Origin of the sequence: Pseudoalteromonas sp. GutCa3, assembly GCF_002836155.1 — a bacterium.
GTDB classification, from domain to species: Bacteria; Pseudomonadota; Gammaproteobacteria; order Enterobacterales; family Alteromonadaceae; genus Pseudoalteromonas; species Pseudoalteromonas arctica.
This window is the reverse complement of the sequence record NZ_PJBK01000012.1, coordinates 17,246-38,462: the sequence shown is the minus strand read 5'-3', so window position 1 is coordinate 38,462 and position 21,217 is coordinate 17,246. Positions and strand designations below refer to the sequence as shown.

The following is a 21,217-nucleotide window of genomic DNA, read 5'->3' as shown; positions in this document are numbered from 1 at the left end:
AGACTCTCAAGCTTGAATATTGCACTAGGCGCTGAGCTTGCTCGCGCACGAAGCGAAGCTTCTAATTACTAAGGCGCATTTTAGGATGGGATAAGAGTGTAAGTAATACGGTGAAAAGCAGTTAATTATTTGGTTACGAAAATAGCGCCTCACAATATGAAGCGTTATTTTAAAACTTACTACTTGGTTTGCATGTTTTTAGCGCGTTCTTCTGCATCTATTAAAGCTTGTGATTTAGGTGCGCGTTTTTTCTCTTCTATTTTTGGCTTTTCAGTCGAGTCTGGATCCCAGCTTGAGTCTAACGATAAGTTAGCAAATGGATTGTTACTGTCCGCTTTTTTAGGCTCAATTACTGGCTCATCAACTAGCGGTGTTGTTTGTGCTTGCTCAGGTATCGCGTCTTCTTTTTTAGGCATCGGCTTTTCACCAGATAATAGTGCATCTGGGTTAAATGTACGCACCTCTGGTTCTTTAAAGTCTTGCTCGGTTGTATACGTAGTCGATTGGGCGTCAGATATTTGCTCTGGAGCGTGTAAATCTATAACCGGCTCACTCGCTGTTACTGGCTCGGGAGTACTAATAACCGGCTCTACAGTGTTATGTTCAGCTTCTATTGGCGCAGATTCCGTTACTTGCGCTGTATGGTGCTTACGTTGTTTTTTTACTGGCTTTGCATCTGGGTCAAAGTCGCGTACCTCTGGCTCATTAAAGCTGCTGGCATTTTTAATGCGCTCTAAGGTTGTTTTAGCGGCGGCTTCAAACTCGGCGGTATTAGGCTCTGGTTTTTGTTTTACTTCGTTAAACGTAGCGGTACTTGTTTGCTCTAAAGTATCTGCTGGCTCCATTTGTGCAGACTCAATTTCACTTGTTTGCGATGGAGTAACTACGTTGTTTTGCTCATCTGAGATCTGCGCTGTGTTAGTAGGTTCCACTGGCTCTTCATTTGTCGCTACGCTGCTCTCAACTGCTTTATTATTTTGAGTTGCTTCGTTGATGGCGACAGGCTCAATCTCTGGCTCTTTTGTTGTTTGTACTGGCTTTGTTGCTTTAATTTCAGGTTTAGCTGGCGTAGCAATTTTTTCTGATTTAACTTCAGGTGGAGCCGCTATAGTCGGTTCTGCCATCGCTTTACTTTGTTTTGCACGGCGCAGGCGCACGACTACCATAGCGCCAATAAGTACCACTATAACAAGTATTAAAGTGGGTAAAAGTAACGAGCTTGGGCTCTGCGCTACAGGTTGCGGCGCAATTACTGGCGCTGGTTTAGTTAACACAGGTGCAGGTTTTACAGGTACAGACTTTTCAGGCGTAGGTTGAACGTTTTGCTCTGGCGTTGCCGGTTTTACTTGCTCTATCACAGCTTCGTTTATTTGTTGTTTTTGATCATTAGTTAAATTAAGGGTTTGCTCGTTGATGCTTTCTTTAACAGCTTCTTCAGTAGGTTTAATTACAGGGGCAGGTTCAACAGTTTTAGGTTGTGGCTGAGTAATAATAGTCGGCTCAGGCTCTATTATTTGGGGCTTAGGTTGTGCTTGAATTTCTTTTGGCTTATTACAGTTATTTTTGTAATCACGCGCAGCTTTACGATATTTTTGACTCGCTTTATTATTACTATTTTGCTGCATTTTTTGTTTAATTAAAATGCACATAGCTTCGTTGTATGCAGCACTTTGCGCACTATAAAATAAGGCAAAGCAAAGGGTAAATCTAATTAGTTTTGATATCATGAAGTTATGCGCGCTTAAATATTAATAGTTTGATTTTAAGCGCAAAATTAAAAATTATCCAGAGTAATAGAACTAATCAATCACCATAAGGCTACGATATTCATCGTAAGCAAATTGGTCGGTCATACCGCTTATATAATCTTGGATTAATCTACAACGATAATAAAACTCGTATGCCGCAAAGTGATCGGGCTCTTCTTGCATCGCATCTATTGCGTGTTGGTAACTATTTAAGTGCTTTTTAGAGAGCTTTTTAACAAGTCGCGACTCTATTAATAAACGTGAATCGCCATTTAGTGCACGCTTAAAGTCATCCTTGTTTAGTAGCAGTAATGGTTTATAGCAATCGAGCAAACCATTAATTATGCGATACCCTTGTAGCTCTAATTTTTCGACTTCTTTGTTTGAAAATACATGCTCAAGCGCTACCTGCTTTAGTGTTTTAGTTACTGCATGTAGATGGCTTCTATCTTCTAAAAGCGCTTGGTTAAAATCGCCATGATAAATAGGTTCTATATTTTCGATAAAGCGTTTTGCGGCGTGATTTACTAGCGGATGTAGCAATGCAACCCGCAGGTATATAAAAAATTCACTATTAAAATTATAGGGTTGTGCTTGTGCACGCTCTAGTGCGTAGTCTACGGCTTTGTCTACAAAATTTTGATGTTGAGCGTCGTCGATTAACAGATTTATTAATACTTTTTTGTAACTACTTTTAAGTTTTTCGCACAGCAACTCAGTGCTTATTATGTCTTTTTCTACGGCGTCTTCTATGTCGGCTAGGCAATACGAAATGTCGTCGGCGGCTTCCATTATGTAACTTGCAGGATGGCGGCAGTAAGGCTCAATAGTGAGCTCTTTTTGTAGCGCTTCAACAAAGTTTTTTTCGCTGTAGTAGTAACCTACTTTTTTCATTAAATAGTTTTTATTTTGCGGAATGTCTTTTACATCAAGCCCAGCAGGGCGAGTGTATTTTAAAATACCAGCACTTTGGCTGTAGGTTAAATTAAGCGTTTGCAAAGAATGAATTATACGTATGCCTTGGGCGTTGCCCTCAAAGTTACAAATATCAAGCGCAAGGTGTTTAAAAACAACACCTATACCGGTGTTTGGTTCTTTACAGCGCTCGGGTGTTACGCTTGCTAGGTTGTTATTAAACCAGTGGTTAATAGCAGCTTCGCCAAAATGCCCAAACGGTGGGTTGCCTATGTCGTGCATTAGGCAGGCCATTTCTACTAGGCTTTCTAGCGGGCGCTCTAGCTCGGTTAAGCCATAATCTTTTTGTTGTTGATAGCTTAAATTAGCAAAAATACGTTGCACTATAAAACGACCAACCTGTTGTACCTCAAGCGAGTGGGTAAGGCGAGATCGTACAGCTGCGTTGCGCTCAAGCGGAAACACTTGGGTTTTTTGCTGCAGCCTGCGAATAGCGGCACTGTTAATAATACGGCCACGGTCGCTTTCTAGCGCCATCTGTAAGTTAGAGGTTGTGCGGTACATTCGTGCTGGCGTTATTTTTTTACTAAAATCTATGGTCATCTTTATACTTGTCCTTTTTTACAATTGATGACTGGCATAGTTTTTAGCACATAGTCATTTGTCTTTAATATACAGGGTTTAATCTATCAGTTTGTATCATAAAGTAACAACTTGCTTTAAAATAATTTTTTGAGTAATTGTTGTGCATTTATAGGTGTTTATAATGAAACAGTGGATTTTAAAGGCAGTATCAATTTGCCTAATGTTAGGAATGAACAGCGCATTTGCTGCAAAAGAGCAAACTGTGGTGCTTGTATCAATTGATGGCCTGCGTTGGGATTATATTGAAAAACACGGCGCGCCAAATTTAAAAGCAATGGCCGAGCGCGGTGTTCGCGCACAAAAGCTAATACCTGTTTATCCAACTAAAACGTTTCCTAATCATATTTCTATTATTACGGGCTTACTGCCGGTAAACCATGGCATTGTTGATAATAGCTTTTGTGATAAAGCGCGTAAAAACGACTGTTACAGCATGGGCAAAGCATTAGGCGATAGCACATGGGTAAAGGGTATTCCGCTTTGGAATTTAGCAAAAATGCAGGGGCTTAAATCGGCTACTTATTTTTGGCCTGAGTCAGATGCATTATTTAACGGCATGACACCAGATTACTTTTATCACTATTCTAAATACAGCGATTACCAAAGCCGTGTTGATCAAATTATTCAGTGGTTAAGCTTACCAAAAGCACAGCGCCCACGCTTTATTGCGAGTTACTTTTCGCTAGTTGACAGCATGGGCCATGAATTTGGGCCAGACGCACCACAAACGCGTGATGCAGTTAAACAGCTTGATGAATTAATGGGGCAATTACAAACTCGCTTAAGTAAATTAGAGCAAGAGGTAAACTTAGTTATTGTGTCGGATCACGGTATGACGAGTATAGATCCAGATAAAAGCATTGATGTAACCACACTACCTCAAGATGAAAACTTTTTAGTTAAAAATACTGGCCCACGTTTACTTATTTATACTCAGCCTGATGCTAAAAACGCTGATATTGAAGGTTACAAAGCACGTTTACGAGATGCGTCAAACGGTCGTTATACAGTATTAACTGACGAGCAATTAGCAGCGTATCATTACAATAAAGGCACTCGCGTAGGCGATATTGTGGTGCAAACTACAGCGCCAGCGGTATTTACCAATGGTAAAAAACCAACCTATCTAGGGACTCACGGTTATGCATATACCGAGGATATGGCAGCATCATTTATTGCTGTAGGCCCTGCATTTAAACAAGGTGTAAGCCTTAAAGAAGTAAATAACCTTGATATTTACCCCGTACTTGCAAAAGTGATGGGACTTAAATTGTTAAACAAAGTAGATGGCAATGGTAAAACATTAATGCCAGCAATTAAGCAAAAAATCGTTGTGCATTAGCTTAATCTAAAAGAGCGCGTAAGCGCTCTGCAGGGAAGAACATGTTAAAACTTTAAAGTGGGCTATTTAGCCCACTTTTTTATTGGGCAGCTTATTTAAAGTTAGCAATACTTGTTTTTGTAGCAGTAACTGTGCGAATTGCATGCGCTTGGTTTGTAATACCAAATGCAATACCGTTTACGCTCCAGCCAGGGTTAGAGAAGTAATCGTACTGAGTAGCGCTACCGTAAACGTGCGGGTAAGCCATTATACTTGCAAACTCGTTTTGTACGCCGTGACCCATGCCATCTACATATACACCGCCAGACGTATCACCTTGTTTGCGTGAATGCGCTAAACCTTGGTTATGACCAAGTTCGTGTACAAATGTAGTTGCACCACAATCAATTGCAGTGATTGAGTACATACGGCTGCTCATTGAGCTGTATAGATTGCCATTAGTGCCTTGGCCAACCCATGCTAAACCGCATGAAATAAGCCCATTGCCAGCACTTTGACCAGTACCTAATACGGCAATCATGTCGGCTTTCCAATCGCTGCGTAAACCATCTACGTAGCTGCTATTTGTAACCGAATCTAACCAATCCTCAGACGGCGTTACTGCATAGTCACCTAAGTTTTGTTTGCCAGCTAAGCGTAGTGTTATATCAACGCCATTTTGGCTATATACCTGATTACTAAAAGCAATTAGTTGATTTATTTTAGTGTCAATATTGCTAGTTGCAGCAGCTGATTGGTCGGTATATAAAATACCGATATCGATTGTTTCTGCTTGTGCAACACTTGCTGCACATAATGCCGCAGCCAGTGCGGTTGTTGTGATTACTTTTTTCATTATTGTATTTCCTTACTCTTGTTGTGGTTGGAACTTGTTTTTAACTTGGTTGAGCTCATAAAAAGCAGACACACTAAAGTTGCCTTATAGTGCGGCTTTAGTTGTTTTTTATATTTTGATTATTGGTTAGCCATCAATTTTTGGTGCAAATATATCGATGCTTTTATCTGATTTGGGTTTTGGTGCGGTTACATCATGCTCTATGTGGCTTTTATATAAATCGCGTTTTGCTGCAATCCATCCGTACTTACCTTTACTTTCGAATACATAATTGCCAGAAGGCGCAGTAAATTGACCATATACGGCATCTTTACCTACCGTTAAAACGGTATTATGCATGCGGCCATCAACACCCACTATTTTGCCAAATATGCTCTTATCGCCATTTTCAGACTCAATCACATTAGTCACTTCTGCGGTGAATGTTTCGGCTGTTTGCGGAATAGCTAAATCAAAATTTTCGCCAGTTTCTAAAGCCTGTAAAGAATTTAAATCAAACTCAATGTAGGCTTCGTTATGTAAGTCGGTAGGTAAAACTTTTGCGTTTATAAGCACTTGCTTTGCTTTGTCGGATAGGCGATTTACGGCATCAAATTCTTCAAACGGTAAGCTGTTGTCAGGGGCAACAATAGGTTTAACGGTAATTGGATCTTTACTCATATCAATAGGTGCAGGGGGATGTGTATTGCGCGTTTTTTGTAAATCAATAGGAACAAAATCAATAGCAACAGGCGCGATAGGTTCGCCCGTTTCATCTGCATTAAAAAATAGCCCATAAACTGCAAATGCCGATAATGGTATAGCAATTAGTAAGACGACAGATCTCTTCATTTGTTTCTCTTTTAGTGTTTTTGGTTAACTGTTTGTTACGTTTTATATTATTAAATGGATTAGATCAAGATAATAAATGTAACCGAAAAGAATTAATTCTAAATTTCATAATTCCTTATAAAATATAAGGATATTTATTTTTGGTATGTTTTTCACTCTTTTTAGTATTGGTTTTTTGTAGGGTTTATGCGGCCTTTGGCGCGTTTGTGGGTACTTGTTTGTTTAGTTAAATACAATGGTTAAAAGTGACTTTTTGACGTTAATTACAATGAAAAATAAAAAGTGAATTTTTTTCACTCTTTGTAAACTAATCGCTAATTGCAATGCATTTATCGGGCACGTATGTTGTGTGCTGCATAAATGGCATTACGAGGGATTTATGAAGGTGTCTGATCAGTTGCTTAACCGAATTACAGCAGGGCTTGTGGCTGTAATTATTGGTTTTTCGAGTTCCATTGCATTGATTTATCAGGTGGTGATAACCCTTGGAGGCACGCCCGATTTAGTAGCTAGTTGGATTTTAATGCTTGGTTTAGTGATGGGCACAACGTCAATAGGTTTGTCGTACTATTACAAAGTGCCTGTTTTAATTGCGTGGTCTACCACGGGGGCTGCATTACTGATTTCAAGTGCACAAGGGTATAACTTAAACGAGGCTATTGGCGCGTTTATGCTCAGTGCATTGCTCGTTTTTTTGTCGGGGGTGACGGGCTGGTTTGAAAAAATAATGAACCGTATTCCAAGTGAGCTTGCGTGCGCCATGTTGGCCGGCGTACTTGTTACCTTTGGTATTGATGTTTTTAATTTTATGAACGATATACCTTTAGTGATTGGTTTAATGGTTGTTATGTACTTTATTGGTAAACGCTTTTTTGCCCGCTTTGCTATGTTAAGTGTGCTTATTATAGGTGTATTACTCGCTTGGCAAATGGGCCATATTGATACCAGTGCACTGCACTGGAAAATGAGCGAATTTGCTTATATTGAACCCGTTTTTCACTTGCAAGCATGCATTAGCATAGGTTTACCACTTTATATAGTTACCATGACATCGCAAAATTTACCGGGTATTGCTGTTTTAAAAGCGCATAAATATAAAGCGCCTATATCTGCGTCTCTTAATGTGACTGGTTTTGTAAATATGCTTACCGCCCCGTTTGGAGCTTACTCTATTAATTTAGCCGCTATTACCGCTGCTATTTGTATGAGTGATGAAGCGGATAAAAATCATGATAAACGTTATTGGGCGAGTATAGCGGCGGGCGCATTTTATATTTTAATGGCGCTGTGCGCAGCTACATTAGTTGGGTTGGTAGCAAGTTTACCGCAGGCACTTATTTTAGCTTTGGCGGGCATTGCGCTATTTGGCACCATTGCTAATAGTTTGCAGCAAGCCCTTAGTAGTACTAAATATACTGAGGCCGCAATTGTTACTTTTTTAGTAACAGCATCTAACTTAACATTACTCTCAGTGGGGTCTGCTTTTTGGGGAATTATAGCGGGTGTGCTTACGCTCCTTATCACCCAAAAAGACTAAAAACTTTATTGTGTACAAAGAGATGCTGGTGAGTATTTAAAACAAAATTATAGTTTATTTATATCATTAAAATAGCTTAACTAAGCTTATAAAAAAGGCTGCAATTGCAGCCTTTTGTTTTATAAAACAAGATTTACCTAATCAAAAGTATGATGGCGAGTTACACTAAACCGATTAAGTATATGGTGCATAACATATACAACGCACAGGCTTAATATTATAGCCACCGATACCGAGCTAAACCGGTACATTGCGCTATAAACAAGATCTTGGCCTGGCCCGAGTGAGTTCCCAAATAAAATACCGAATGTAGTCAGCACACCAAAACCAATACCAGGTATGCCTCCGCCTAAAATATGAAAACGCGCAAAAAGAAACGAAAGTATCCATAAAATAGCCATCGGAAAAAGTAAAAAATCAGAGTGACTATACAAAAATAGTTGCGATAGTAACGCTGCATTACACCCTATAAGCGTTCCAATTGCTCGCTGCCAACCAGCCATACCTGCGGCTTTCCAGCACAATGAAAACAAAATAAGCACAGAAGCTGCCTGCGCAGATATTGAGTCTTGTAAATCAAGAACCTGAAAAACCACAAAAGAGAGCGTAGCCACGGTTGAGCATAACAATACCTCATGGCGAATACTTTCTTTTGCTTTAGCTGGCATTACTCGCCCGGGCCTTGCGGTTACATCAGGAAATAGGCCATGCATTAATGCTCCAATAACAACGGTTAAAAATATAGCCAAACCATTAGTTAAAATTAACGGATAAATACTACTTCCTTCATCAACATAGCTCGAAAAATGTAGCTGAATAGAAAGGCTGATCACGCCTAAAGCGCCAAATAAAAAGGCGCTGCCGCTACTCATTTGGTGAAATAAAAAGCAGAAAACACCAAACACTAACAATGTCATAACGACTGGCAAGTGAGAAAATAATCCCTGCATTATTAGCACTATAAGCGCGCTAAATGCAGCAGATGCTATAAATTGATTTATAAGCCCACGACTTAACGTAGGTACCATGCCCAATATCAACATAGGATAAACGGTAAAAAATATACCATTTGGCCAGTTCATTAATTTACTAATAGTAAAGCCAAGGGTGCATCCACCTGCAATGCGTAGTGCTTGGCGAAGGCCATTAGAGTCTAATTGTGGGCCTTGGCTAACAATTTGAGTCATAAAACCTCCATTAATAAATGTAGTGTAACCAGCTAATAAACCTAATTTGTGCAGAGCCAAACCATTGCCCAATTGTCGATTCGGGTAATAATTGTACTGTTGCACGTGACCCGCTTGGCATGTTTGCTATTAAGTCTTGATGATTTACGAGCTTTAAATGAATGCGTTGACGTTGTGCATCGCGTACCCAACGATTGCTGGTTTCTGTTGTACTTAGTAAACCATTTGCACTAAGTTGACCATTGCTAACACCTGCTTCAAATGTTTCTAGTATTGCGTCGTAAACTTCACCTGGGCGGCTATCAAATACTACGCGCGCTTGAGTGCCTTGCTTCATATTTGAGAGTGACTTTTCTCTAAAGTCAGCAACTAAATCGGCTTTCTTAGCGACAATAGCTAATAATGGGCTGCCTGCAACAGCGTACGCGCCGTCTAATAATTGTAAGTTAGCAACTACGCCGTCACTTAGTGCACGTACTTGCGTGTAGGATAAATTTAACTCAGCTTGCGCTAACTGGTTAGCAGCGTGGCGCATAGCTAAGTTTTTATTACCTGAGTCACCTCTAGCTAAAACTGCTTCAGCTAACTGCGCTTCTAGAGCCGCAACATTTGCTTTACTGGCTTCAAAATTAGCACGAATGCTTTCAAGCTCTTGCTCCGATATAGACTTTTGAGTATAGAGTTTTTCGCCTCTGCTTTTTAATAGCTTTTGCTCATGCTGCTTAGCATTTGCGGCACTAATTTGTGCTTCAAGGGCTTTAACATTGGTATCAAGACGCTTGTTTTGTAATTTGGCATCATCAAGCGCGAGTTGAGCTTGCTCTTTGGCTAAATTATATGGGCCTTCATCGATACTAAATAATATATCGCCCGCTTTAACTGATTGGTTATTATTAACTTGCACACTAGTGACTCGGCCACTAATTTGCGGTGATATTTGCACAACAGGGTGGTATACACGTGCCTGTGGTGTTACAGGCAAAACCATATCGGCCACTAAATAGTAAATAAATACTAAAATAAACCCTATGAGAGAAAACCTTACATAGCGTGCAAACTTTTGATCCGGTGTCATTTTTAGCCTTACTTATTAACTTGAATACATTTAAGGGCGTTTTGCTCTATTTTGATCAAACCAAATGCAATGGCATCTAGCTGCTCAACAGATAAACCGCTGTATAACTGATTTTTTATATCGGAAATGGTCTCTTGCAATGAATGTAAAATGGCATCACTTTGCTCAGTAAAATAGAGTCTTTTACTGCGCTTATCATGTTTGTCTACACGGCGAACGATTAACGATTGCTCCTCTAATTGCTTAAGCGTACGAGTCAGTGAAGGCATTTCTATCCCTAAGCTATTAGCAAGTTCAAGTTGTGTTAGTCCCTCACCACGCATATTTATATGCATTAGTGCAGTCCAGCGCGACTGAGTAAGCCCCAAAGGCTCAACAGCAATGGTTACTGCTTCGCGGCATAAGCGATGAACTCGGCCCATATTACCGATAACTGTTAAATCGAGTGTCTCGTGAAAAGGTTTTTGTGTAGGCATAGCCATCCCAACATAGTTAGCAAGCTAACTATTTTATCATTACTTAGCTTGCTAAGTAAATATGCGTAAGTGCGAGAAGTGGCAAAATATTTGCTAAACCTCACCTGTAAAAAAATGGTGAGGTTTAGGGGATTTTAAAAGTTAAGTAAATTAGCTGGGGAGTATTGATCTGTAAGTACTTTTGTATCTGCAGGCCAATCTTGGCCGTCTTTAGTAAAGTGCATAAGTTGGCTAATCGCTTTTATATCTACACCGTATTTTACTAATTTAGGGGCGAGAGCATTAACACGCGTGTTAATTTGGGCTTCGCTCGGTATTGATTTAAGTCCCGCTAAAATAATACGGTTGCTGCGATTTTCGCGGCTTACATTTATAAAGTCGCCAAATACAGCGTGGTAAGTTGCCGACTCATGCTCATAAAGTTTACTACTTGAAAACGTATTTGCGGCAATAACGCCACCATCGGCTAATACGCTTTGTACTTCTTCAAAAAACTCTTTAGTGAGCAAATGCTCCGGAATATAGTCACCGTTAAACGCATCCAAAATAATCCAATCGTACTTTTGCTTTTTAATAGCGGCGCGCTTTATAAAAATACGGCCATCTTGCACGCTTGATGTCACTAAGTCGTTTTCTATAAAGTTAAAGTAATCGCGTGCAACTTTAGTTACTGCAGGATCTATTTCAACATTATGAATATTTGCAGTGGGGTATAGCTCATGAATAACGTTAGAAAGTGTACCGCCACCCAATCCTATAATAAGTACACTTTTAGGGTTGTCGGCTACTAAAAGGCTCGCAAACGTCAATTTTGTGTAATTAAAAACAAGTTTGTCGGGATTGCTTTTATACATGCAACTTTGGCTTGTTTGGCTACTTTTAGTATTAAATTTAAGGCAACGTAAGTCGCTTGTTTCTTCAACAATAATATTGCGATAAAGCGAGCGTTCTTCATGAATAACCTTACTAAACGCAGAACCTGACAATACAATTAATGGCAGTAGCAAATATTTAAGCATGAGCAAGCCCCTTATTATTAACCAAGGTATTAATAACAATCGCGACTAAACCCAGTGCCCCAAGTGTTAAAGCAAAGGCGCTAATAATTGTATTTACGTCAAACGCGAGCACAAAGTAAAACGAGGTAATAATAGTACCCAGGGCACTGCCAAGCGTACTTACAAAGTATAAACGCCCAGCAACTTGGCCGCTTTTATCGCTATCTGTTACCAGTAAGCGCACAGAGTAGGGCGAGATCATTCCTAAAATAACGGTAGGTATAAAAAATAAAGCAGTTGACGCTAAGAGCGAGCCGTAGCGGCTATCTTCAATATGGGTAAATATAAATTCCATTATAGGCTGCGAAAATAATGTAATAGGCACAACCATAATGCTGGCAATTAAAAATATTAAACCATATTTGGTAAGGGATGCATTTTTAGTGCTGAGTTTACCACCAAGTAAATACCCAAAAGATAAACTAAGCATAAACACAGTAATTATACTGCCCCAAATATGCACGCTACTGCCAAAAAAGGGGGCAAGGATTCTCCCACCTAAAAGCTCAATGCCCATTATGCAAAAGCCGCTGCAAAAAGCTAAAAAGTAAATTAACGCGTTTGTTTTTATGCTCATGTAATTATCGTTATGTAACTTAAGTAGAACACTATACTAACGTGATGAATACAAAGCTGCTAGGGTAATAATTAACCTAAGTTTAATTTTAAAAAAGAAGTTTTGTTATAGCAATTTGTTAGTTAGTTGAATTCTGATCTATTTAGCCTGCCTAGGCCCTCGCGATTTAACACTTAAGACGCTTTTTCATTTAAATTAAATTTCTTAAGTTTTCTTTAAGTTTCACTCGTTAAGTTTAAACCCTGAAATATAAACAGGTTTAAATGAGCGAGCTTATGCAATTAGCCCACACTTCTACATCATTAGGTTTAACACAAAATAACAGTCAGTTTATTAGTGCTCGTATTGATGATGTGCATCGAAAAAATCTCGAAAATACAGTGAAAGAAGGTTTTTTAGTTGCGTATAACGCTAAGCTTACTTCTTTTATGCCACTACTTTGCCAATACGTTACCGAGCAAGGAAAGTGCACGTTAGGGCTAAGGCAAGCAACTTCGCCATTGTTTATTGAGCAATATTTAGCATCACCCGTTGAAGATTTTTTAGATGAGAGCATTTCTCGCAATAAAATTTTTGAACTTGGTAATCTCTGCTCTACAAATCGAAGAGCAACACTTGCACATTTTATTATTGTTAACGAAGCTCTGCAAAGTGTGGGGGCAAAACATTTAGTGTTTTGTGCAACCAACAAAGTGCGTGCTTTATTGCGCTTACTTGGTGTTACGTGTACTGAAATTGCACTTGCGAGCAGTTTTGTAGTTGAGAACCCATTAAAGTGGGGCAGCTATTACGCCAACCAACCAACAGTATGCATTGTGAGCCTAGAGCAAGCTCACCAACAAGTACTAAATACCCCAATGCTTTATAGTTTGATGCAGCAAAACCACTTAAATATCAATTCTTTGGTAAATGCATTGGTGAACGTATGAATTACTATAATACACATTCAGTATCGCCATTAATTATTGCCCATAATAAAGAGCAAACACTTGAAATTAACGGTGATGAGTTTAACCAGCAAATACAAAAAGTAGTAAAAATACTACAAAGCTTTAACGGCAAATGTGTCGCTTATAAGCTCGATAATACGCCAGCTTGGCTTGTTATTGATGCCGCTACTGCAGTTTCTAATAAAGTGGCTGTGCCAATTGCTCACTTTTTTAGTGAACAACAAACTCAATATGTACTAGCGCAATGCGGCGCACATTTATTTATTAGCGACACGCTAAACCCTTTACTTGGGGAGCCGACTGCATCGATTACTTTATTTGAGTTTTACACATTATATATTTACGAAATCGTTGTAGTTAAACCCGTCAGTTATTTTCCAGAAACTCAAAAAGTAACGTTTACATCAGGATCGACTGGGCAACCAAAAGGCGTGTGTTTATCTGCAAAGAGTCAAATGCAGGTAGCCCAATCTCTGTGCGATAAAATTAATATTAAAAAGCCTGTTCATTTATGTTTATTGCCGCTTGCTGTATTGCTTGAAAATATAGCCGGTGTGTATGCCCCTTTAAAAAGTGGCGGTACAGTGCATTTAATGCCGTTAAATGAATTAGGATTTGTTGGAACTGCATTAAAACAGCCCGCACAGCTTATAGCTGCTATTGATAAAGTTAAGCCAAATACGCTTATTTTAGTGCCTGAACTATTAGCATGCTTAGTTACTTTTGCAGAAGATGGGTGGCAACCGCCTAGTTCGTTACAGTTTATTGCAGTAGGTGGTGCGCTTGTCAGCGAAATGCTATTAACCAAAGCGCGTAGCTTAAATTTACCGGTATACCAAGGTTATGGTCTTTCTGAGGCGGCATCTGTAGTTAGTTTAAATACGCCCACAAACGATAACCTTCACAGTGCAGGCTCTGTGTTACCTCATATTCAAACCAAAATTGAAAATGACCAGCTTTTTATAAAAGGCGATTTGTTTTTAGGTTACTTAAATCATCAACCACACGACAAAAACCAGTGGTATGCAACCGGTGATCTAGTCGAGCAGCATCAAAATACCTTATTTATTAAAGGCCGCCTAAAAAACCTAATTATTACCAGCATGGGTCGCAACATCAGTGCCGAGTGGCCTGAATCACTATTACTAAGTCAAAGCGGAATTTTACAAGCGGTTGTGTTTGGTGAAGGTCGACCTTTTTTAACCGCCATTATTTATGCCGATTCAAAGCTATGTAACCCCGTGTTAGCTCAATACATTAACGCAATTAATAAACAACTACCCGACTATTCACGAATTCAAAAATGGCATCGTTTAACTGCCCCATTAAGTGTGCAACAAGGATTATTAACCACAAATAATCGCCCAAAACGAGATGCCATAAGTAAGCAGTACCATGCTGTGTTTGAGCAATTTTACCGACTTGGAGAAGTAATTAATGAGTGATTTTTTTAACACCCTCAAAGAGCAAACTAAACAAGAGCAAAACTATCTGCTTGCAGCGCCTATTATTCAGCGTGTTTTTAAAGGCGAAGCATCACTTGAAGAATACGCCTCGTTTTTAGCGCAAGCGTATCACCATGTTAAGCACACTGTGCCATTAATGATGTCGGTTGGTGCGCGATTAACCGACGATCAAGAGTGGCTGCGCGAAGCGGTCGCAGAATACATTGAAGAAGAGATAGGTCATCAAGAGTGGGTACTTAATGATATTGCAGCCTGTGGTTTTGACAAAGAAACAGTACGGTGTAGTCAGCCGCAATTTGCTACCGAAATGATGGTGTCGTATGCGTACGACTCCATTACACGTAAAAATCCATTGAGCTTTTTTGGCATGGTGCATGTGCTTGAAGGCACTTCTATAGCGCTTGCTGATGGCGCAGCTTCAAATATTGCAAATGCTGTGGGCTTACCTAAAAAAGCATTTAGTTATTTAACCTCTCACGGCGCACTTGATATAGAGCATGTAAAGTTTTTTGAAAACCTAATGAACCAAATAACAGATGAGGCGGATCAGCAAGCCATACTCCATGGTGCAAAGCGCTTTTATCGTTTATACGGCGATATATTTCGTGGGCTCGATGACGAACCGTTTTTTAAAGCAAGTGCACAAGGCAAATTGGCATGAGTAGCTCTTTATGTGTGCTCACTGGCGCAACAGGCGGAATAGGGCAAGCGATTGCTAAAGCCCTATATGCAAAAGGGTGGAAGTTACTGCTTGTAGGGCGAAATACGCAAGCCCTTGAGGAGCTCAGTAGTGCATGCCCAGACAGTGAAATATTTACGGGCGACTTAACCGACGATACAACACGCATTAACTTAGCAATAAAAGCCAAGCAACTCGGTGGCGTTAAGTTACTTATTAACAATGCCGGTATAAATACAATGCAAAGCTTAGAGCACACAAGTAATGAGCAAATAGACAATATGCTCGTTACTAATTTGTCGGTGCCTATTAAATTATGCCAGCTATTTTTAGGGCAGTTACAGTATACCAAAGGCACCATTGTTAACGTGGGCTCATCGTTTGGCAGTATTGGCTACCCGTTTCAAACACTTTATTGCGCCAGTAAATTTGGTTTACGTGGTTTTACAGAAGCGCTCTCGCGTGAGTTGAATGGTTCAGGCGTTAAAGTGACCTATTTAGCACCAAGAGCAACAGATACATCTATTAATAGCAGTAAAGCGCGTGCAATGAATAAAGAACTCGGTAATAAAATGGACTCGCCAGAATTAGTTGCTCAAGAGTTATTAGTGCTTATAAATTCGAATCAAACAAGGCGTTTTATTGGTTTTCCTGAAAAATTATTTGCACGCATAAATGGCGCATTCCCAAGCGTTGTTGATAACGCTATTGCAAAACAACTTCCTAAAATTAAACGTTTTTTAAGTTAACAAACACACAAGGGCAAAATTATGTATAAATTTATACTCGCATTTTATTTAGTATTAACAACTGTATTTGCAACCGCAGTACACGCAGATGAAACACAAGACTTAACCTCTATTCAACAAAAGTGGGCAATTGCTAATTACGAACTTGAAGATGATGCGCAAATAGACGCGTTTACGCAACTAAGTGAGCAAAGCGCATTATTTGTTCAAAACTATCCAGGTTCGGCGCAAACACATATTTGGAATGGCATTGTGTTAGCCAGTTTTGCAGGCGCAAAAGGCGGGTTGGGTGCACTTGGTTTAGCAAAAGAGGCAAAAACGTCACTCGAAAATGCACTCTCAATAGATGGCAGTGCATTAAATGGCTCAGCTTACGCAAGCCTTGCAACGCTTTATAGCAAAGTACCCGGTTGGCCAATTGGTTTTGGTGATGACGACAAAGCTGAAAAATTATTTAAACAAGCGCTCGCTTTTAATCTCGAAGGCATTGATACTAATTACTTATACGGTGAATATTTGTATGACGAAGGCGATTATAAACAAGCTAAAGCACGACTACTTGTAGCACAAGCTGCGGGCATTCGTGATACTCGTGCAAAAGCAGATAAATATCGCCAACAAGCAATAAGCCAGCTATTGGTAAAAGTAGATAAAAAACTAAAAAGATAAACACATAATGCATTTATTACTCGTTGAGGACGATCATTTAGTGGCGCAAGGGCTTATTCGCTCTTTGCGTCAAGAGGGCTACAGCGTAGAGCATAGTGGCACAGTTAAGCATGCCTTAGAGTGCCTTTCTAGTGGTGAGATTGAGCTTGTTATTCTCGATTTAGGATTACCTGATGGCGACGGCTCGCAAGTTTTAAAGCATATTAAAGCACAAAAAAAAGTTATTCCGGTGGTTATTTTAACTGCTCGCGGCAGTATTGATGACAAAGTCCAAGGGCTTGACATGGGCGCTGACGATTACCTTGCAAAGCCGTTTGATCCTGCTGAGCTATTTGCCCGTTTACGTGTAGCAAGTCGGCGCATTAACCAAACACAATCAAGCTTATTGCGCTGTGGTGATGTGGTAATGGATACATCTGCTCATACAGTTACACTAAGTGGGCAGTCACTTACACTGCCGCGAAAAGAATACATGCTTTTAAAAGCGCTGATGGAAAATCAGGGAAGGGTGCAATCAAAACAACAGCTCGAAAACAAACTTTACCAATGGGGTGAAGAAGTTGGCTCTAATGCCATAGAGGTCCATATTCATCATCTTCGTAAAAAATTCCCTAGCGATTTTATTAAAACCTTACGTGGCATTGGCTACGTAGTTGGTAAGCGTTAGAGTGTGTTTGTTTTTCGAGGTTGAAAATGTCTATTCGTAAACGCCTGACCTTAATTTTACTTTCAATGATGGTGCTAACTTGCTTTTTAGCTTTAGTAAAAGGCTACCAAAAAAGCATGCACCACGGCGAAAACTTGCTTGATAATGAACTTAAAATAGTGGCTGGCGTTTTAATTGAGCAACCATTAGCACTAAGCACAAATGCAGTACAGGTAAGCAATAATAGTGCTCAGTTGTTGTATCAAATCTGGCAAAACAATAGTTTACTTAGCGGCTCATCGAGTTTAACGAATAACCAAATTAGTTTTAGCGAGGGCTTTCAAACTGCCAATGTAGCAGGGCAGCGTATGCGAGTGTTTGTGATGAGAAAAAATACTCGTAAAGTCATCGTTGCTGAGCCTATGTCAAAGCGGTTTGAATTAGCTGAAGCCGTTATTTTATCTGCAATGTTACCTATGCTATGGGCAGTCCCTTTGCTTGCTATTTTTATTAGCTTTTTTGTTAAATACGCATTAGCCCCTCTTACTCGATTATCTAAGCAGCTGGCTACTCGCCAAGCAAACGACTTTACGCCAATTAACTGGCAGGTAACCGACGAGGAAATTAAACCTGTTATTAATCGTTTAAACGATTTATTTAAACGAGTAGAAACCGCTTACTTACGAGAGCGCTTTTTTGCTTCAGATGCAGCTCACGAATTACGTACCCCGCTCAGTAGCTTAAAAATTAATGTACACAATTTAGCTAGTAAGCAAAACAACTCGCAAAACCATCAAGAATTACAAGCCATGTCGCAGGGCATTAATCGCTTAAGTAATATTGTTGAACAAATGCTAATTTTAGGGCGCACTCAGCCTGAACAATGGCAGAGGCAGTTTAGCGAACAATCATTGCTAACGATTACTCAACAAGTCGTATCGGAGCAATACGACAAAATAGACGAAAAAAATCAAACGATTAGCCTCGAAGGTGATGATTTTATTATTAATGGTGATGAGTTTACATTAACCACACTCATCGCTAATTTACTTAGCAATGCCATAAAATACACCCCCAATAATGGTCAAATAATAATTAAATTAGCATCAAATAATAACAGCTATAGTTGGCAAATTGATGATTCTGGTGCGGGCATGACTGAAGAGCAAAAAGAGCGAATATTTAATCGCTTTTATCGCGTGGGTGGCGATCAACATCCATCAGGCGAGCAAGGTGCTGGTTTAGGTATGGCGATTGTTCAACACATAATTGCTATTTATGGCGCAAGTATTCATTTAGCGAATAGCCCTTTAGGTGGACTAACCGTTAGGGTTACTTTTACAGGAGTAAAAAGTGACTAAACGTTTATTTAATCAATGTCTTTGTTGTTTGCTATTTTTGTCGTTTAACGCGGCGAGTAAAGAGTACCTTATTATTTTAAAAGATCATTTGTTTTATCCCTCGCAAATAATTATTCCCGCAAATAAAAAAGTAAAACTATTGATAGAAAACCAAGACAGCACACCAGAAGAGTTTGATAGCTTTGATCTAAACAGAGAAAAAGTACTCTACCCAAATCGTAAAAGCATTATTTATATAGGGCCACTAAGTAAAGGGCATTACGAGTTTTTTGGTGAGTTTTCGCCAAATACAGCAAGGGGCGTTGTTATAGTTAGCGATGAAGGGGCACAGCATGCTAATAACTAGTTTAGTCATGAGCCTTAACCAATTACTACCAGTGGCTATTTTATTAGTGCTACTACAAGTAGTTAAAAAACAAAGCTCTTTAAAAATAGGCTCTGTTTTAGTAATAGGCGCGGTAATGTCGTTTTTGTACATGCAAAGTGCGTCGTGGGTGAGCCAGTGGTTTGAACACCAAGGGTTAGAGTACTCACAAATAGGGCTATGTATCACTATATTTATTGCTGTATTGGTATTTGCACTAAAGCAAAAGTCAGCGGCATTTTATATCGCAGTTATAAGCACAATAACGCTCTATTTAAGCCATTATATTATTTACCTCACCAGTTTTTGGCAAAATAATGATGCAGGGCAAAGCTTATTTATTGGCACTTTATTAGGTGTTGGAATTTGTTTAAGTTTTAGCGTATTGCTGTACTTTTTAATGAATGCAATTAAGCACCGTTTTGGTATGTATCCGCTTTTTACTTTGCTTGCTTTTAACAGCGCGGCTAAGTTATTAGTTGCACTGGATTTGGCAAGCCAAATAGATTTAATTACAAACACCTCAACGGTGTGGGATTTACGTGATTTGTTAAACGAAAACTCTGAGCTAGGCCGCGTATTGCGTGCTCTTGTTGGTTACGAGGCCACTCCTGATTTAATGAGTGTACTTATATATAGTACAAGCAGCGTGTTATTTTTATTACTTTGTTATGTTATTTCGGCTTCAATAACTAAGGAACGTGTATGAAAGCACTCAACCTATATTTAGCGCTTAGTTTTACCGCTCTTTGTTTGTTGGTATTCTCAATCCAAGTAAAGGCTGATGGTATTGTTGTTGATAAGGTATATCACCCCTATGTTTTGCCTTTTGAGCGTGAGTTTGAGTGGCGATTAGTGTCGCACCAAACAGATAGTGGCAACATACTAGCGCAGCGTTTGGGTGGCGGTGGTGCTATTAACGATACAATGGCACTGGAAGGCTATTTAGTTGGTGAGCGAGACGATAACGGCGATTTTGGTTTAGAAGCTTATGAGCTTGAGCTACGTTGGCAATTAATTGAGCAAGGTAAATTATGGGCTGATTGGGGCGCGTTATTTGAGCTTGAAAAAAAGCATAACGAAGATGTGTATGAGGCAACTTCGGGTTTTGTGATCGAAAAAGAATTTGGAAAAACAAGTCTTACGCTAAACGCTTTTTTGGTTTATGAGTGGGGGCAAGACATTAAAAACGAATGGGAAAGTGAGTTTAGAGCACAATATCGCTATCGATATCGCTCTGCTTTCCAGCCTTCTATAGAGGTTTACGTAGGTGAAGACTTTATTGGTATAGGGCCTGGCTTTATAGGTTTACAGCGCTTTGATGGGCAAAAGCAATTAAAATGGGAAGCGGGTTTCATCACTGAGATAAGCCAATCAGAAAAAAACCATAGTTTTAGGCTCGCATTAGAATTTGAATTTTAATAACAACTAAAAGTAGTTTTGGTTGTTTATTATTCTGATTATAGATAGGTACTTGACATATTATTTAAACTCTATATAGTGGGCCGCAGCTAGAAAGAAAGCATGTAAGCTATAAATCTCCATTTCGATATAAGTAATACTTGTAGTACCGTCCTGAAGTTTTTAAAGTACCATCTCATTTTTTGCTACACCCGCTCTTATGAGCATATTTTTATTTTTATTTCAGGATATTACAATGTCTAACATCGTATCAGGTACAGTTAAGTGGTTTAACGAGTCTAAAGGTTTTGGTTTCATCGAGCAAGAAAATGGTCCAGACGTTTTCGCACATTTCTCAGCAATCAAAAGCGAAGGTTTCAAAACTTTAGCTGAAGGCCAACGTGTAGAGTTTACTCTTTCACAAGGTCAAAAAGGTCCACAAGCTGATAACATCACAGCTGTATAATTTTACTTTTTAAGTAAAATGAAAAAAAGCGCTTAAGGCGCTTTTTTTGTGTCTGAAATTTGACTCAAACCAAGCAACGCCCATTATCAATGTAAATTAACTAAATGATATTGCTATTATTTAGCCCCTCCTAATATTCGTTTTTCTATTCTTCTAAGCCATTGTGCTAATGCAAGTGAGTTTAAGCTTGTAATTTATACCGAACATTTCTCCCTTATAATTTCAAAACGACAAATTCAA

General features: G+C 39.3%; 22 protein-coding genes. 13 read left to right on the top strand and 9 right to left on the bottom strand.

Going from position 1 to position 21,217, the window contains the following annotated elements; genetic code table 11:
• Positions 1-179: 179 nt before the first annotated feature.
• Positions 180-1,727, bottom strand: coding sequence for a cell surface protein (locus CXF64_RS00610; protein ID WP_101216035.1), 1,548 nt, complete (start codon positions 1,725-1,727; stop codon positions 180-182).
• Between the two features lie 72 nt (positions 1,728-1,799).
• Positions 1,800-3,266 (bottom strand): dGTPase, encoded by a 1,467-nt coding sequence (gene dgt, locus CXF64_RS00605; protein WP_101216034.1) that lies wholly within the window; start codon positions 3,264-3,266, stop codon positions 1,800-1,802.
• 163 nt (positions 3,267-3,429) lie between these two features.
• Between dgt and CXF64_RS00600 the strand changes: the two genes are divergently transcribed.
• Positions 3,430-4,650 (top strand): alkaline phosphatase family protein, encoded by a 1,221-nt coding sequence (locus CXF64_RS00600; RefSeq protein WP_024591549.1) that lies wholly within the window; start codon positions 3,430-3,432, stop codon positions 4,648-4,650.
• Positions 4,651-4,741: 91 nt separating this feature from the next.
• Here the strand turns inward: CXF64_RS00600 and CXF64_RS00595 are convergent, their stop codons facing one another.
• Both CXF64_RS00595 and CXF64_RS00590 read right to left on the bottom strand, forming a co-directional pair.
• On the bottom strand, positions 4,742-5,485 hold the full coding sequence (locus tag CXF64_RS00595) for a zinc-dependent metalloprotease family protein (protein WP_007583576.1): 744 nt from the start codon (positions 5,483-5,485) through the stop codon (positions 4,742-4,744).
• Positions 5,486-5,611: 126 nt separating this feature from the next.
• A complete protein-coding gene (locus CXF64_RS00590; protein ID WP_024591510.1) occupies positions 5,612-6,316 on the bottom strand; it encodes a hypothetical protein in 705 nt (234 codons plus the stop codon).
• A gap of 379 nt (positions 6,317-6,695) precedes the next feature.
• On the opposite strand from CXF64_RS00590, the gene CXF64_RS00585 reads away from it, so the two are divergent.
• Complete coding sequence (locus CXF64_RS00585; protein ID WP_101216033.1) at positions 6,696-7,853, top strand: benzoate/H(+) symporter BenE family transporter; 1,158 nt, start codon at positions 6,696-6,698, stop codon at positions 7,851-7,853.
• A gap of 137 nt (positions 7,854-7,990) precedes the next feature.
• Here the strand turns inward: CXF64_RS00585 and CXF64_RS00580 are convergent, their stop codons facing one another.
• The 5 genes from CXF64_RS00580 to CXF64_RS00560 form a co-directional block, all read right to left on the bottom strand.
• Complete coding sequence (locus tag CXF64_RS00580) at positions 7,991-9,040, bottom strand: DUF2955 domain-containing protein (RefSeq protein WP_024591512.1); 1,050 nt, start codon at positions 9,038-9,040, stop codon at positions 7,991-7,993.
• A 10-nt stretch (positions 9,041-9,050) separates the two neighbouring features.
• Entirely contained in the window at positions 9,051-10,115 is a 1,065-nt protein-coding gene (locus CXF64_RS00575) for an HlyD family secretion protein (protein ID WP_024591513.1), read from the bottom strand.
• Positions 10,116-10,123: 8 nt separating this feature from the next.
• Positions 10,124-10,591, bottom strand: coding sequence for a MarR family transcriptional regulator (locus CXF64_RS00570; RefSeq protein WP_007583567.1), 468 nt, complete (start codon positions 10,589-10,591; stop codon positions 10,124-10,126).
• Between the two features lie 134 nt (positions 10,592-10,725).
• Positions 10,726-11,610, bottom strand: a complete 885-nt coding sequence (locus CXF64_RS00565; protein ID WP_101216032.1) for a spermidine synthase — start codon at positions 11,608-11,610, stop codon at positions 10,726-10,728.
• Entirely contained in the window at positions 11,603-12,226 is a 624-nt protein-coding gene (locus CXF64_RS00560; RefSeq protein ID WP_007583564.1) for a fused MFS/spermidine synthase, read from the bottom strand. The genes CXF64_RS00565 and CXF64_RS00560 overlap by 8 nt, the downstream gene beginning before the upstream one ends.
• Positions 12,227-12,501: 275 nt before the next feature.
• On the opposite strand from CXF64_RS00560, the gene CXF64_RS00555 reads away from it, so the two are divergent.
• The 11 genes from CXF64_RS00555 (at position 12,502) to CXF64_RS00505 (ending at position 20,977) form a co-directional block, all read left to right on the top strand.
• Entirely contained in the window at positions 12,502-13,155 is a 654-nt protein-coding gene (locus CXF64_RS00555; RefSeq protein WP_101216062.1) for a thermostable hemolysin, read from the top strand.
• Positions 13,152-14,621 (top strand): AMP-binding protein, encoded by a 1,470-nt coding sequence (locus CXF64_RS00550; RefSeq protein WP_101216031.1) that lies wholly within the window; start codon positions 13,152-13,154, stop codon positions 14,619-14,621. The genes CXF64_RS00555 and CXF64_RS00550 overlap by 4 nt, the downstream gene beginning before the upstream one ends.
• Entirely contained in the window at positions 14,614-15,303 is a 690-nt protein-coding gene (locus tag CXF64_RS00545) for a TenA family transcriptional regulator (RefSeq protein ID WP_101216030.1), read from the top strand. The genes CXF64_RS00550 and CXF64_RS00545 overlap by 8 nt, the downstream gene beginning before the upstream one ends.
• A complete protein-coding gene (locus tag CXF64_RS00540; protein ID WP_101216029.1) occupies positions 15,300-16,070 on the top strand; it encodes an SDR family oxidoreductase in 771 nt (256 codons plus the stop codon). The genes CXF64_RS00545 and CXF64_RS00540 overlap by 4 nt, the downstream gene beginning before the upstream one ends.
• Positions 16,071-16,091: 21 nt before the next feature.
• Complete coding sequence (locus tag CXF64_RS00535) at positions 16,092-16,739, top strand: tetratricopeptide repeat protein (protein WP_101216028.1); 648 nt, start codon at positions 16,092-16,094, stop codon at positions 16,737-16,739.
• Between the two features lie 7 nt (positions 16,740-16,746).
• A complete protein-coding gene (locus tag CXF64_RS00530) occupies positions 16,747-17,406 on the top strand; it encodes a response regulator (protein ID WP_024592427.1) in 660 nt (219 codons plus the stop codon).
• Between the two features lie 26 nt (positions 17,407-17,432).
• Positions 17,433-18,746 carry an ATP-binding protein gene (locus tag CXF64_RS00525; protein ID WP_101216027.1) on the top strand — a complete coding sequence of 438 codons (1,314 nt, stop codon included), beginning with the start codon at positions 17,433-17,435 and terminating at the stop codon, positions 18,744-18,746.
• Positions 18,739-19,092 (top strand): cupredoxin domain-containing protein, encoded by a 354-nt coding sequence (locus CXF64_RS00520; protein WP_024591521.1) that lies wholly within the window; start codon positions 18,739-18,741, stop codon positions 19,090-19,092. Before CXF64_RS00525 ends, CXF64_RS00520 begins: the two co-directional genes overlap by 8 nt.
• Positions 19,079-19,819 (top strand): iron transporter, encoded by a 741-nt coding sequence (locus CXF64_RS00515; RefSeq protein WP_101216026.1) that lies wholly within the window; start codon positions 19,079-19,081, stop codon positions 19,817-19,819. The genes CXF64_RS00520 and CXF64_RS00515 overlap by 14 nt, the downstream gene beginning before the upstream one ends.
• The gene (locus tag CXF64_RS00510) at positions 19,816-20,532 is read left to right on the top strand and encodes a hypothetical protein (protein ID WP_024607818.1); all 717 of its coding nucleotides are present in this window, start codon (positions 19,816-19,818) and stop codon (positions 20,530-20,532) included. Before CXF64_RS00515 ends, CXF64_RS00510 begins: the two co-directional genes overlap by 4 nt.
• Before the next feature lie 235 nt (positions 20,533-20,767).
• A complete protein-coding gene (locus CXF64_RS00505) occupies positions 20,768-20,977 on the top strand; it encodes a cold-shock protein (RefSeq protein ID WP_002959120.1) in 210 nt (69 codons plus the stop codon).
• Positions 20,978-21,217 lie beyond the last annotated feature (240 nt).

What these genes read in the sequence shown, in the direction of transcription:
- CXF64_RS00555 (WP_101216062.1), top strand. Translation starts at nt 12,502, where the DNA reads ATGCAATTAGCCCACACTTCTACATCATTAGGTTTAACACAAAATAAC.
- CXF64_RS00590 (WP_024591510.1), bottom strand. Translation starts at nt 6,316, where the DNA reads ATGAAGAGATCTGTCGTCTTACTAATTGCTATACCATTATCGGCATTT.
- CXF64_RS00575 (WP_024591513.1), bottom strand. Translation starts at nt 10,115, where the DNA reads ATGACACCGGATCAAAAGTTTGCACGCTATGTAAGGTTTTCTCTCATA.
- CXF64_RS00600 (WP_024591549.1), top strand. Translation starts at nt 3,430, where the DNA reads ATGAAACAGTGGATTTTAAAGGCAGTATCAATTTGCCTAATGTTAGGA.
- dgt (WP_101216034.1), bottom strand. Translation starts at nt 3,266, where the DNA reads ATGACCATAGATTTTAGTAAAAAAATAACGCCAGCACGAATGTACCGC.
- CXF64_RS00560 (WP_007583564.1), bottom strand. Translation starts at nt 12,226, where the DNA reads ATGAGCATAAAAACAAACGCGTTAATTTACTTTTTAGCTTTTTGCAGC.
- CXF64_RS00595 (WP_007583576.1), bottom strand. Translation starts at nt 5,485, where the DNA reads ATGAAAAAAGTAATCACAACAACCGCACTGGCTGCGGCATTATGTGCA.
- CXF64_RS00610 (WP_101216035.1), bottom strand. Translation starts at nt 1,727, where the DNA reads ATGATATCAAAACTAATTAGATTTACCCTTTGCTTTGCCTTATTTTAT.
- CXF64_RS00570 (WP_007583567.1), bottom strand. Translation starts at nt 10,591, where the DNA reads ATGCCTACACAAAAACCTTTTCACGAGACACTCGATTTAACAGTTATC.
- CXF64_RS00545 (WP_101216030.1), top strand. Translation starts at nt 14,614, where the DNA reads ATGAGTGATTTTTTTAACACCCTCAAAGAGCAAACTAAACAAGAGCAA.
- CXF64_RS00515 (WP_101216026.1), top strand. Translation starts at nt 19,079, where the DNA reads ATGCTAATAACTAGTTTAGTCATGAGCCTTAACCAATTACTACCAGTG.
- CXF64_RS00565 (WP_101216032.1), bottom strand. Translation starts at nt 11,610, where the DNA reads ATGCTTAAATATTTGCTACTGCCATTAATTGTATTGTCAGGTTCTGCG.
- CXF64_RS00540 (WP_101216029.1), top strand. Translation starts at nt 15,300, where the DNA reads ATGAGTAGCTCTTTATGTGTGCTCACTGGCGCAACAGGCGGAATAGGG.
- CXF64_RS00580 (WP_024591512.1), bottom strand. Translation starts at nt 9,040, where the DNA reads ATGACTCAAATTGTTAGCCAAGGCCCACAATTAGACTCTAATGGCCTT.
- CXF64_RS00530 (WP_024592427.1), top strand. Translation starts at nt 16,747, where the DNA reads ATGCATTTATTACTCGTTGAGGACGATCATTTAGTGGCGCAAGGGCTT.
- CXF64_RS00510 (WP_024607818.1), top strand. Translation starts at nt 19,816, where the DNA reads ATGAAAGCACTCAACCTATATTTAGCGCTTAGTTTTACCGCTCTTTGT.
- CXF64_RS00535 (WP_101216028.1), top strand. Translation starts at nt 16,092, where the DNA reads ATGTATAAATTTATACTCGCATTTTATTTAGTATTAACAACTGTATTT.
- CXF64_RS00585 (WP_101216033.1), top strand. Translation starts at nt 6,696, where the DNA reads ATGAAGGTGTCTGATCAGTTGCTTAACCGAATTACAGCAGGGCTTGTG.
- CXF64_RS00550 (WP_101216031.1), top strand. Translation starts at nt 13,152, where the DNA reads ATGAATTACTATAATACACATTCAGTATCGCCATTAATTATTGCCCAT.
- CXF64_RS00505 (WP_002959120.1), top strand. Translation starts at nt 20,768, where the DNA reads ATGTCTAACATCGTATCAGGTACAGTTAAGTGGTTTAACGAGTCTAAA.
- CXF64_RS00525 (WP_101216027.1), top strand. Translation starts at nt 17,433, where the DNA reads ATGTCTATTCGTAAACGCCTGACCTTAATTTTACTTTCAATGATGGTG.